The sequence below is a fragment of the Silvibacterium bohemicum genome, assembly GCF_001006305.1.
Taxonomy (GTDB): domain Bacteria; phylum Acidobacteriota; class Terriglobia; order Terriglobales; family Acidobacteriaceae; genus Silvibacterium; species Silvibacterium bohemicum.
The window spans coordinates 416,527-429,197 of record NZ_LBHJ01000020.1 but is presented as its reverse complement, the minus strand read 5'-3'; the positions used below and the strand labels follow the sequence as shown (position 1 = coordinate 429,197).

The window sequence follows — 12,671 nt, the reverse complement described above, 5'->3', positions numbered from 1 at the left end:
TTCGTACACCCGAGCAGCGGCACGAGAAATTATGTGCGGCTGGCGTGAAGCAGGTTCTGCCATCCAGCTTTGCTCATCTTCAGGCGATGGCCGTTCGACAGCAGCACCCAGCCTTCGTTGCGTCCTTCGCGAAGAATCTCACGCACGTGCGCGATGTTGACGATCGAGGAGCGGTGGACGCGAACGAACTTCTTTGGGTCGAGCGTCTCTGCAAGCTGTTTGATGGTCTGGCGCAACATAAGGCCCTTGGCTCCGACGTGCAGGCAGGAGTAGTAGTCTGCCGCTTCAATCCATTCAATATCGTCGACGCTGACGAATGAATCCTTCGTGCCATTGGGTACGAGCAGCCGCTTCGGGAATTCCTCGCGCCGGGTGCTGACTTGCGTGAGAGCGGTTAACATTGACTCCAATCGATCCTGCGTCATCAACGCCTGTTGTGACGCGATGCGCTCCTTCACACGGAGAACGGCAGCCTGCAGCCGTTCGGGCTCAACCGGTTTGGTCAAGTAATCGAGTGCGTGAACTTCAAAGGCCTTCACTGCATAATGATTGTGCGCCGTGACGAAGACGGTGACCGGCATATTCGGTGCTCCAACCTGCTCAACAATATCGAAGCCGCCGCAGCCGGGCATCTGAATGTCGAGAAAGAGAACGTCGTACTGCTTTTCTCTGAGGGCTGCAATCACTTCTCTGCCGTTGCGGCATTCACCCGCGATTTCGATGTCTCCGCAAGCGGACAATAGAAACCTCAGCCGCTCGCGAGCCAGCGGCTCGTCATCGGCGATGAGCGTTTTCAGCATTCGGCTAACCGCACTCATAAGGAATGGTAATGGCCACTTCGAAACCGCCGGCATCAAGCGCTCGAGCTTGCATATCGTAGGCACTCTGGTAGAAGTGCGCGAGTCTCTCTTGTGTATTGCTCAACCCGATGCCGTGGCCGGCTTTTGCGTGACCCCTCAAGCCGCTGCCGCTATCACGTATGCGCAGATGAAGTTGTCCCCCCTCGCATCGCGCTGACGCTTCCACCTTGCCTTCGGACTCGCAATGCGCGATGCCATGCCGGATCGCATTCTCGACGATGGGCTGCAAGAGAAAGCAGGGAACAAGGGCGTCGAGCGCGCCGGGTTGTACTGCGATCTCGATGCGCAGGCGATCGGCAAAGCGGACCTGCTCTATAGCGAGATAGTTCTCAACCATCTCCAACTCCTGCGAGAGGGGTACTTTCTCCGGAGTCGTTCGCTTTAACGTTGTCTTGAGAATCGAGATGAGATGACCAAGCATCTCGGCCGCATCTTTCTGCCTGTCGAGCTCAACCAGCGTGGTGATTGCGTTCAGGGTGTTGAAGAGAAAATGCGGTTCAAGCTGCATCTGGAGAGCGCGCAGATGGGCCGTAGAGAGCTGCTTCTCGAGTTCGAGCGCCTTCATCGCATCGCGCTGTGCGCGGATTTGGAAGAAGGCAATTCCAGTAATGCCGACGACGAAGCCGTAGATGAGCAATTCAATGCCGAAGCGGTTGATTTGGAGAAGACTCGCCCAAACGGCAAGGGCACTCGAGTGCTTTGCCCAATCAGTAGAAGTAAAGCCGAGGCTGCCGAGGAGCAGGAGATGGGCAAAGCCCAGAGCACAAGCAAACAATAGATTCACCGCAAACGCGCGGGGAGAAGAGCTCAACACCAGGGAGCTTTTGGGGCCAAGCTTCCAAATGACGCTGGCGATGCAGCCCCACCATCCCCAAAGCATGAAGCCATATAACAGGGATGGAGGATAGAAGATCGAGTGGCATTCACTCGCAGTTGCCAGGGCCAATACGATCGAGACCAGGGATATCGCCGCGATGCCATTGAAGCGAACTTTGGGTCCCGACGCGCGCGCAGCCTCGGACTTACGACCGGACGATATGGTAGCTTCCGGGTATGTTGCCGTAGTCAGGAACGAGTTCATGGTCTGTATCTCCCGATAGTGTTCTCGGAGCCACAACCTTCACGCCCATCATATCGCCGGCCGTATCCTGGTTGGCAATAACCGCACGGTTGTATCGCTTTTGCGATTCCGCCCTGGCGCGGGGGACTCTCGTTCCGGGCCGTGATCTGAAGCTGCGATCTGGGGCGGTGGTCTGGGGCTGTGGTCTGAGACGGTGATCCGGGGACCGAGTGTGAGTTGAGGCACACTCGACCTTCTTATCAGGTTTCTACATTCGGGGCGATCGCGCGAACGGTCTGCAGGGAGCGGCCTTCATTATGCGGTGAAGACCGCCGTAGATGCAGGGAAGATCTCAGAAAACAGCTGCCCAGTAGGAACAGACCGCGAGACCACGGCATCCGGCCGACGCACGGCTATCGGGGAAGCTGTCCGATGAGGGTTTTCAGGTCGCCTTGCGCGAGCGACAGGCCGACATTGGCTTGCAGATAGGAAGCCCTGGCGGAGAGAGCCTTCGCATGCGCCTCGGCGCGCGCTGAATCGAGGGCCGCATTCTGTTCGAATTGCCGATCGGAGAGCCGGGCGGCTTCCACTCGTGCGTCGACTGCCTGTTGGGCAACTCCGACGAGGTCCTGCATCTGCTCAACCTTGTCGTATGCTTGTTCGACGCGAACCTCAACCTCGTCTTCGACCTTGACCAGGTTAAGTTCGGCCTCTGACAGTAAGGTGCGCGAATCCCGAATCTCCGCGATACGTTTGCCGCCATCGAAGAGGTCGTAGTTAAACGAAAATCCGAAGGTGCCGAAGTTGTGCACCAGCAGAGGAACGCCGCTTTGATAGCTGTAGCGGGCCAGACCCGTTACGTCCGGAATGTAGGCGTCTTTCGCAGCCGCCAGGCCAGCCTTCGCCTTGATCACGGACTGTTCGGCCGCCCGAATCTGAGGGCTGCGATCATGCGCGATCTGTTTGCACTCTTCGCGGGAAGGAACGTTGAGCGAGAGAGCCGACGCATCCGAGTCGAGTTGCAGCTGGGTGGTCAGAGGAAGCCCTAAGAGGTCGTCGAGCTCCAAAGTCAGATCATGGGTCTGAAGCTTCTGCGCCAGAGCGTTCTGCCGGGCGTCGAGATACGATGCCTTGCTTTCCAGGACCGCGACATCAAGGGCGCGTCCGCGCTCCACGTCCTCCTGATTTTCCTGGAGCTTGACCTGGCCGGCAGCGACTTCGTCTTCAGCGGCCTGTTGCCGGAGCTGCGCGATCAGAATGCCGAAGTACAGTTGGCGCACCTTGAGCGCGACATCGTTCGTCGCCTGATCCAGTTGGATTCGTGCGCTGTCGATATCGGCCGTTGCTGCGCGATTCGATTCATGGATCTTGAACATCTGCGTGAACGGCTGTTCGAGACCGGTGCCGCTTGTATAAGAAGTCAGCGACCCCTGATCGAGAAAGAGGTTCTGGCTCGGTATCGGTCCCGTCGACGCGTGGTTGCCAAAGGCTCCCGCCGGAATCTGTACGCCCGCAAGGTCAGTGACGTGAAGCATCGCTGAATCATTCTTGATATGCGGAAAATACGCGGAGCGCGCAATCTCTTTCTTGTGCTCGCTGTCGGTGACGGCGAGTTGGGAGAGCTTGAGATCGCGATTTTGGTGGAGGGCGAGATCGATCGCACCGGATAGCGTGAGCGGGAGCGGAGAGTTGTTTTGCGCGTGTGCTCCGCTGATGACGAGGATCGATCCCAGCATGCCGAAAAGCGCAGGGAGGAGCGATTTGGAGAGGAGGCACGGTATTGTTCTAGGCCGCATGCGAGTTCCTTGAAAGGGTCTGGGAAGATGCCCGTTTGTTCTCTTCGAGCCGTTTGAGTTCAAGCCTTCATTACCTGTCGATACTGCGTTGGGACCGGCGCCATGCAGGCGATAACGATCATGCACAACACAATCGAAGAGGCCACCAACATAAAGCAGTCTGTAATCGCGAGCGTAAAAGCCTGTTGCTTCACCTGCAGCCCGAGGATCTCAGCGGCCCGCCCGGCAGCGGTTGTCGTCGAACCGGGTGATCGGCTCAGCATCCCAGCCGTCAGGCCGAACAATCGTTGATTTGTCGAGGGCAGCCCCATCTGAACGCCGAGCCCCAGGATGTTCGAGTGAAATTGCTCCCGAATCGAGAGGAAGTGCTGCATGAAGGCCACGCCGATCTCGCCTCCGATGAGGCGTACGGTTTGAAAGTAGCCGGCGAAGGTGAGCACGTCGATGGGGCGCTTCAATGCTCCGGTGTTTACGACCTCGAGAACGATCGATCCCACCAGGCCGTTGAATGCGAAGGCCTGGCCGACGGCCATGATCGACTGCGAGAACGTAAAGTTAGCGCCCGACCATGCGGACGAGAGATGGGCGTTGATCAGGCAAGCAGTTGCAACCAGGCCGAATCCGAAGGTGAGCATCAGACGCGCGTCGATGTATTTCAGCAGATACATCGCGAGCAGACCGCAAATGCACTGCGGCAGAGCCACCCAGAGCAACACCGGCCCGGTTTGAAGCGGCAGATAACCTTTGATCGATCCCAGGTAGCTGGGAATGTCGACTACGGTCGCGAGCAGCACGAAACGAAAAAAGACCAAGACGATGCCGAGCAGCAAAGTGTTGCGACGCGTGAGAAATCCAAGATGGATCAGTGGATTCGGCATCACCAGGTGCCGGACGATCGACATCAGGATGAGAAAGCATCCGGAAACAAGGAGCGCAACGATGGTTCCGGAGTGCAGCCAGTCCAATCTCTGGCCTTGATCGAGAGCGATATAGAGCAGCGAGAAACCCAAGCTGGCGTATAAAAATCCGCGCCAGTTCGGCTTCGGTTGGCCTTCTTTCGGAGTAGGCAAGGGCTGCCAGGGAATACCGAAGTAAATGAGCACGATCATCACCGGAGTGAGGACGGCGCTGTTCCAGAAGATCCAATGCCAGGAGAGATGATCCATGTACCAGGCTTCGAGCGAGGTCGCGAAATTCGTGGTGAAGACGATGTCCATCGCGTACATCGCGATACCCAGCAGCACGTAGCGCATGGGCAGATTGCGCAATACGAAGGAAAGCGTCAGCGGATAAAACGTTCCCGCCGTCAGCCCGGCGAGTGTGAGCAGAACCAGCATCACGGGGAGATTGGGAGCAAAGGGAAGCAGGGCACTGATCACGGTGAAAGCCGCCGCGCAGCCGAGAAGCACACGCCGAGCACCGAGCAGGCCACCGAGATATACCGAGAAAGGCCCAATAAACATCAAGGCGGCGTTGAATGCGGTGCCGATCCAGGAAGCTTCGTCGACTCCCAGATGGAGTGCTCCGCGCAGATCGACCAGCCCCACACTGATCAATCGCCCCATGGAGGTCGCGATCATCGCGCCGAGCAGCACGCCGAAGACTCCGATTATAGGGCGGGTCGTGATAGCTGAATGTCCCGCGGGCACTGCTGCGGATGCCGGAGGCTCCGGGGGCGCGGGAGATGCCGCAGTCGTGGCCGGTTCGCTCAAGAGCGGGAGCTCCCTGACCCAGTCTGCTTTCCTGAAGGATGAATGGTGACAACTGCCGAAAATCCCGGCCGCAATTGGCCATGCAGGGGAGATCCCTCATCGAGCACGATCTTCACCGGAACCCGCTGAACGACTTTCGTGAAGTTGCCCGTGGCATTGTCTGGAGGAAGCAACGCGAATTGGGAGCCGCTGGCGGGAGCGATTTCGGCTACCTTTCCGTGCAGCACCGTCCCGGGAAACGTATCGATGCGAATATCGGCCGCGTCGCCTCTTCGGATGTTGGTAAGCTGAGTCTCTTTGTAATTGGCTTCGATCCAGACATCTCCCTTGACTAGGTCGATGACCTGCATGCCGGGTGACACCAGTTGCCCTTCCTGTACGTGGCGCTCGCCCACTTTTCCTTCCGCCGGAGAAACGATGCGCGTGTATCCCAGGTTTACTTCTGCGACGATGATTGCCGCTTTCTTTGCTTCGATGTCTGCCCGGTAGAGGTTGTCTCTCGTGTTGAGCGCAGCTCGCTGGCTCCTTGCCGCCGCCAGCGCGCTATGGCTGCTGGCCAATGCCGCCTCTGCCCGCGCCAGGTCGGCCTTTCGGCTCGCGATGTTGCCTGAGTAGCGGTCGGCATCGGCGATGACTTGCTCCAGCTGCTGGTGCGTGGTCGCTTTCGAGGCGATCAGCGCTTCCTGACGCTTGCGTTCGAGCTGGGTCCGTTCGACATCGGCTTGCGCTGCGTCTACCGCGGCTTTGGATGCGTCGACAGCTGCCGAGGACTGCAGAATACCCGCTTGCGCGGACTCGATCTGCGCATCTTGAATAAGTTTCGCAGCCTGGTTGTCCGCGAGTTGTGCCTGGGCTCCGGCCAGTGCGGCTTTGGCCTCTTCTAAAGCCGCGCGATAATCGTCGTCATTCAGCTGGACCAGAAGCTGGCCCTGCCCGACGGATTGGTAGTCGTTGACGTCGAGCTTCTTCACCGTGCCCGAGATGCGCGTGCTCAGGGGAGCCATGTCGGCGCGCACGTAGGCGTCGTCGGTCAGCTCCTCCGCGCGTGACCCTTCCCACGATGTCCAGGACCCGCGGATGAAGAATAAAAGCGCCGCCGCAACGGCCAACGTAATAAGAGGAACGATGATTGCTAGTTTCTTCATACTTTGAGCGACTCCTGAACATCGGTTGAGACCGGATCAGCAAACAGACAGAAGGTGGCCGCTAATGCACGCCAAGAACGCTGCACGGTGCCTCCTGCGCAAGATCATAAACGGTGCTCCACAGGCGGGAGATATGCAGATCCCGCTGATGGAGGCCGATCACCAGCAGGTCTACGTTGTGGCTGCGCAGAAATTCGACGATCGCTCCGACCTGTCGTCCATCAAGGAAATGGGAACGAAGTTCGATTCCCGAGCTTGCGGCCAGGGCGTGCGCCTCTTGCTGGATCTGCTCATAGAATTCGAGCCGGGCGTCATCGAGCAGCCGCACGACTCCGGGATCGGCCGCGGGGATGAAGGACGTATACGCAGGCAGATCGCCCATCACCGTGACTGAATCCAGCTCCGCGCCGAGAGACGTGGCCAACTGAACGGCTGACTTCAGAGCTCGCCGCGACTCCGGGGATTCGTTGAAGGCGACGACAATTTTTTTATACATTCACTTCCTCCGGCGCAGATGAGCAAAAATTTTCCACGAATTTATTCCTGGCTGTTTTCAGAGGCACAGCGTTCCTTGAAGCTTTGAGCGGCACGCAGCACGGCTCCTTGAAGCTCTTCGTCTGTGAACGGTTCGACAAGGACATCGTAACCGCCAAGCTCCAGTACTCCGGACCAAAGTTCGAAGCTGGCCGTGTGGGCATAGACCAGAATCTCCGGACGGGGATTGAGTAAGGTAATTTCTCCCCAAAGCGACCACCAGCCGGAATCGGGAAGAGCCGCGGGCAGCAAGGCAACATGGTACAAAATTCGGCTGAGGGCGAGGCGATGAAGCTCATTTGCATTGCCGATGAAATCGACCGCGGCTCCAATCGCGGTCAGCTGACGCCGAATTTGCGTTTGCGCCTCGACGGGCGCCAATGCGAGAATTCGCACCTCATCTGGCTCCTTCACCATCTCTTGACTCCACGGCCTCTACGCGAGGATTACAGAACTGCAGAAAAATACAGCGTGTGCAACTGTTAGCTCACTGTGATCTGCGCAGTGTGGGGACAGCCGGGCACGATATGATGGCAGCGAGAGTTTCGCTGCTTGCCGGGCGGCGCCCGGAAGCGAAGCTGGAGTAGCCATCGAAGGATACCAGAACTTTTAGATTCTGCGATTTAAGGAAACGACAAGATTGCCGGATACATACATATCGGAAAGTCTTTCCGCACAGGAGATTCGCGAAGAACTCGACCGGCTTCTGCAAAGCGCCATTTTTTCGCAATCGGACCGCCTGGGGCGCTTTCTCCGATTTGCAATCGAGCAAGCCATCGCCGGAAACGCCGACCGCCTCAAGGAGTACGTGATCGGAACCGAGGTCTACGACCGCAAACCTCCTTACCATCCCAGCCAGGATTCCATCGTGCGCACCGAGGCCAGGCGTCTTCGCGCCAAGCTCAAGGAATACTACGAGTCGGAAGGGAAGGATAACCCGGTCTTCATCTACTTCCGACCAGGCGCCTATCTTCCTTTGTTTCGGAGGAACGAGATGTCCGTTGCCGCGAAGATCGACGGAACTTTTTCCGGAACTTTCCCTGCCAACGATCTGCTGGTCAAGGGGGCTGGTGTTGCCGTCGCCGTCCTGCCGCTCGAGGATCTTTCCGGCCGGCCTCTGTCCGCGTTGTGCGCCCAGGGAGTCACCGACGAACTGATCCATAACCTCACCCGCACCGAAGGCATTCGAGTGATTGCAAGACCTCCTCACTCGACCGAGGGACTGCTGGACATCCCTGTTCTCTCGCAGAAGCTCGGAATCAACACGGTGATCGAAGGAACCGTGAGAGAAGATCTCGATCGCCTGCGCATCACCGTTCGGGTGCTGGGCGCCGACGGCTTCCAGATCAGCTCCCACCGCTTCGAAACCGAGGCCACTGCCGAAGCTCTCGCCCAGGTGCAGGAGCAGGTCGCTACCGCGTTCGTTAGTCGCGCGCGGCCTGAGCAGTCGCTTATACGCCGCCGCAAGGCTTCGCCCGGCGCTTTGACCTTTGCAGCCTATCCTCTGGTCATGCATGCGGAAACACTTCTGGATGAGGGCTCGTCATCGAACCTGCCCGCTGCTCTATTGAAATTTCAAGAGGCCAGGGATCTTGTTCCTTCTTACTCGCGCTCCTACTGCGGTATCGCCCATTGCCGTTTGGACATGGCGTTGCGCGGAGCGAGTCCTTCCGCCAGTTTGATCTCACTCGCAAAACAAGATGCGTTGCGCGCGATCGAGCTGGACCCTGAAACCATCGAATCTTATTCCTGCCTGGCCGGTGCGCAAGCGCTCGCGTGGGAGTGGGAGGAAGCAGAGAAGAATTTCCAGCGTGCTCTCAGCCTGGGGACGCACGTCTCCGCGTCGCGGCGATACGGGCTGTATCTCACCGCGCTGAAGCGCTTCGACGAGGCATCGCATCACTTTGAGATCGCGCAACGCATCGACCCCTTTTCCAATCGCCAGAAAGTAGTTCATGCCAAGTTTTTCCACCTCACACGGCGATTCGAGGAGGGACTGCGGCAGCTATCGGAACGCGCTCTCTATGGGCCGCTCCCTGTCGAAGCCCGGTTCTTTCTTGCTCTGATGTCAGCGCATCTGGGGAGAAACGAGCAGGCGGAGAAGCTGGTCGAGAGCATTCGTTCCGTTTCAGCGGGGCAACTGCCGATGATGGCGGGCATTGCGGAGGTCTTGGCATTGATCGGCGAGAGGGAACAGGCGGATCGCATCGTGCAGGGCTTCCGACTCCTGGCGCCGGATGCGGCGATCAGCCGATCGCGGCAGGCGCTGCTGGCATTGGCTCTCGGCAACACCGAAAGCGCAATTTCGTTTCTTTTGCTGGCTGCCGAGGATCGAGAGCCGGAGCTGGTGTGGATCGGCGTGGATCCACGCTTCGATCCCATTCGCCAAACAATATCGTTCCACGAGATCGAGCGGGAAGTTCTACCGGAGAGCCTATAACGCAAACCAGCCGGCATCGGTCGAAGCTAAGCCAGCGGGACTATTTCTCGGGTAGAGATTTCGGCGATCCTCAGCTCGAAATATTTTGATCACGGCGGCGAGCTCGATAGGCCGCTACTTTATAACGATTTCCGCACCGTTCCATGCTGCACCAGCGCCGGCGATGTGACTTCGTCTGATCGAGAAACCATAGCAAGCAGGTTTGATTTTCGCAATGCTTCACAAGATCGAAGTTGCCGGTTGTGAGCAGGTCGGCCGCAGCTTCCGCGATCGGCGCCAATATTGACTCGGCAGATTTTTGCCGTCTCACCGTCTCAATCCTTAGTTTGTTCGACTTACTCCAAACCAGCTGGGAGTAGCGGCTACCCGCCGCCAAAAACTTGTTAAGGATAGAAGGATCTCCACTTTTTCCCCTCTTCCGCCCTTCAACGAGGGAGCGAATATTCTCCCGGAGTGTGCGTGCCGAACGAAGAAGGTGCAACGGCTTCAGTTTGCGATCAATTGTTGAGGCGGGAAAGCCTGCCTGTTTGAGCCATGAGTGAACATCTTCATCGCTTTGCAGCAGTTCCACCAGATTTCCATCCACACTCATTCGTGTGTTCAGGAAGTCCAGCGCAGGATGGCCCGCCAAGAACAGCGCGCGAATTCTTTCCAACTCTTTTGCGCCCATGATTTGCCCTCAGGGTTCAAGACAATAAAATGTAACCGTATAACGGTGTGTTGACAAGTGTCGTCGTCCGAACTCAGACTACATACAGGCGCTCCGTAGGAGTGGCACGTTCTCCTTTTATGGAGTGGCTTTTGAAAGAGGAGATCGGATGACGTCTAGCCCACAACTTGCTGCACATATGGTGCTGAGTGCGAAAAACGGGCAGAACCGGTCAGGCCTGTTGTCCTCGGATGCAGTGCTTAACATTCTGCGGATGATCTTTGCGGGCGCTCCGCTGGCTGAAGTTCTCACAATCATTGCTCAGCTGGTCGAATCTCGAGGCGATGGCACGTTGTGCAGCGTTTGGCTTCCGACCGATGACGGACGGGAGCTTTATTGTGTAGCGGCTCCCAGTATTCCAGGCTTCGTCGATGGGGCGGGATCCATGCTCATCGGCCCGAAAGGCGGAGCCTGTGGTACGGCCGTCTATCGAAGAGAACCGGTCTACGTGACCGATATTCTCACCGACCCCGTCTGGGATGTTTATCGTCACCGTCTCTTGCCTTTTGGAATTCGCGCAGTGTGGTCGCATCCTTTGTTCACGAGCGATGGCGAAGTCCTGGGAACTTTTGCGATTCACTATCGTGAAGCGCGCAGTCCTGACGCTGTCGACCTGGAGTCAATCGAGAACTTCAGTCACATTGCGGGTATTGCAATCGAGCGTCACCGGAGTGAAGAAAAGTTACGGCACGAACGCGATCGTCTGCGATTGCTTCTGGAAATCACAAGCAGCGTGACATCAAGGTTAGATCTCCGGCAAGTGGTGGATGCGCTTTCAACAAATCTGTTCAGCATCATGCAATGTGACGTGTCTGCCTTATTACTACCCGACTCCGAGAGCGGCGAGTTGCGCGTCACTACTTTGTACAACCCGGAGGGGAGAGGGCCCTTTCGCGAGGGATCGCTGGTGTCGATGAAGAGTTCGATTTCGGGTCAGGTCTTGCGAAGTGGCAAGAGTATCCGGATCGATAGCTTCGAACAGGTCCGCGAGGATCCGGAAATTTATGGAAGTCCCGAAGGCCAGCTTATTTATGAGCGCGTGATGGAGGAAGGCCTCAACGTGGGCTGTTATCTTCCGCTCGCCGGTCGTGATCGAGTAGTTGGCGTTCTAATGCTCGCCAGGCGTTCGAACAACGCTTTTGAGAAAGAGGACGTGATCTTGCTCGAACAGGTGGCTCGTCAGATAGCGACTGCAGTTGAGAACACGTTGGAGTACGAAAAGGCGACAAAGGATCGAGACAAAGAAACAAAGCAAAGACTGTATCTCGAAGAGGAGATTCGGGCGGAGTTTGGGGAAATCGTTGGTGAAAGTTCCGCCTTGAACAGTGCTTTGCACCTGGTGTCAGTCGTGGCGCCCACGGATTCGAGCGTGATTATTCAGGGTGAGACAGGTACCGGGAAAGAGTTGATTGCGCGGGCCATTCACAATCTGAGTAGTCGCCGGGAACGCGCATTCGTTAAATTGAATTGCGCCGCGATCCCCCTTGGTCTGCTCGAAAGTGAGCTGTTCGGGCACGAAAAAGGGGCGTTCACGGGAGCGGTTGCGCAGAAGACAGGCCGCTTTGAACTCGCGCATAAGGGCACACTCTTCCTGGATGAGGTTGGCGACATCCCGTTGGAGCTTCAAGCAAAATTGCTGCGAGTGCTGCAGGAGCAAGAGTTTGAGAGGCTAGGCAGCAACCGCACTCACAAGGTGGATGTCCGCCTCATCGCAGCCACGCATCGTGATTTAGCTGCGATGGTCAAGGAAGCGACATTTCGTGAAGATCTCTACTATCGGCTGAAGGTTTTTCCGATCAGTATTCCTGCCTTGCGGCAGCGTACGGAGGACATTCCGAAGCTGGTATCGCACTTCACGAAGCTCTACGCGCGACGCATGAATAAGCGAATCGAAGCCATCCCATCGGAGACGATGGATGCGCTGGTGCGATATCGCTGGCCGGGAAACGTTCGCGAGTTGCAGAACTTCATCGAGCGCGCCGTAATCCTTTCTCCACACACCGTGCTGCGAGCTCCGACTTCAGAACTGGAGCCTTTTCACGTTCACAGAAACCCAAATATGGTCATGACGGGTTTGGAGGAAGTTGAACGAGATCATATCCTTCACGCGCTTGAAGTAAGCAACTGGGTCGTGGGCGGCCGAAACGGCGCGGCGGAGCGATTGGGAATGAAGCGCACGTCCTTGGTTTACAGAATGCGAAAGCTTCGCATCATCCGTCCCGTCTCCTCGCCAGAGGAGAGCCGGGCACATCGGGCCTGACTTTCCCCTTACATCGTATGTCGCGACGAAAGCCGTGAGCGGCGGAGATCAGTCGCATATCCAGGCGGCCTGATTGCGAGCGGTTATCCGCGCATCGCGGATAACCCGATAGCTTCGCTCCGACATTGAAGGGATGCCACGCGAGAGAGACGCAT

At 57.4% G+C, this 12,671-nt stretch carries 10 protein-coding genes; 2 read left to right on the top strand and 8 right to left on the bottom strand.

Annotated elements, in window-relative coordinates; all coding sequences use genetic code 11:
• Positions 1-29: 29 nt before the first annotated feature.
• The 7 genes from XX99_RS24910 to XX99_RS24880 all read right to left on the bottom strand — a co-directional run bounded on the left by XX99_RS24910 (position 30) and on the right by XX99_RS24880 (position 7,524).
• Positions 30-800, bottom strand: a complete 771-nt coding sequence (locus XX99_RS24910) for a LytR/AlgR family response regulator transcription factor (protein ID WP_050062116.1) — start codon at positions 798-800, stop codon at positions 30-32.
• Between the two features lie 4 nt (positions 801-804).
• Complete coding sequence (locus XX99_RS24905) at positions 805-1,941, bottom strand: sensor histidine kinase (RefSeq protein WP_050062115.1); 1,137 nt, start codon at positions 1,939-1,941, stop codon at positions 805-807.
• Between the two features lie 392 nt (positions 1,942-2,333).
• The gene (locus tag XX99_RS24900) at positions 2,334-3,716 is read right to left on the bottom strand and encodes a TolC family protein (RefSeq protein WP_082125952.1); all 1,383 of its coding nucleotides are present in this window, start codon (positions 3,714-3,716) and stop codon (positions 2,334-2,336) included.
• A gap of 59 nt (positions 3,717-3,775) precedes the next feature.
• Entirely contained in the window at positions 3,776-5,428 is a 1,653-nt protein-coding gene (locus XX99_RS24895; protein WP_231581606.1) for an MFS transporter, read from the bottom strand.
• Positions 5,425-6,573 carry an HlyD family secretion protein gene (locus XX99_RS24890; RefSeq protein ID WP_050062113.1) on the bottom strand — a complete coding sequence of 383 codons (1,149 nt, stop codon included), beginning with the start codon at positions 6,571-6,573 and terminating at the stop codon, positions 5,425-5,427. Before XX99_RS24890 ends, XX99_RS24895 begins: the two co-directional genes overlap by 4 nt.
• 61 nt (positions 6,574-6,634) lie before the next feature.
• Positions 6,635-7,069, bottom strand: a complete 435-nt coding sequence (locus XX99_RS24885) for a universal stress protein (protein ID WP_050062112.1) — start codon at positions 7,067-7,069, stop codon at positions 6,635-6,637.
• A 41-nt stretch (positions 7,070-7,110) separates the two neighbouring features.
• The gene (locus tag XX99_RS24880; RefSeq protein ID WP_050062111.1) at positions 7,111-7,524 is read right to left on the bottom strand and encodes a DNA-binding transcriptional response regulator; all 414 of its coding nucleotides are present in this window, start codon (positions 7,522-7,524) and stop codon (positions 7,111-7,113) included.
• Between the two features lie 223 nt (positions 7,525-7,747).
• Between XX99_RS24880 and XX99_RS24875 the strand changes: the two genes are divergently transcribed.
• A complete protein-coding gene (locus tag XX99_RS24875) occupies positions 7,748-9,547 on the top strand; it encodes a tetratricopeptide repeat protein (RefSeq protein ID WP_050062110.1) in 1,800 nt (599 codons plus the stop codon).
• A 70-nt stretch (positions 9,548-9,617) separates the two neighbouring features.
• Here the strand turns inward: XX99_RS24875 and XX99_RS24870 are convergent, their stop codons facing one another.
• Complete coding sequence (locus XX99_RS24870) at positions 9,618-10,217, bottom strand: CGNR zinc finger domain-containing protein (protein WP_050062109.1); 600 nt, start codon at positions 10,215-10,217, stop codon at positions 9,618-9,620.
• A gap of 148 nt (positions 10,218-10,365) precedes the next feature.
• On the opposite strand from XX99_RS24870, the gene XX99_RS24865 reads away from it, so the two are divergent.
• On the top strand, positions 10,366-12,516 hold the full coding sequence (locus XX99_RS24865) for a sigma-54-dependent Fis family transcriptional regulator (RefSeq protein WP_050062108.1): 2,151 nt from the start codon (positions 10,366-10,368) through the stop codon (positions 12,514-12,516).
• The last annotated feature ends 155 nt before the right edge of the window (positions 12,517-12,671 follow it).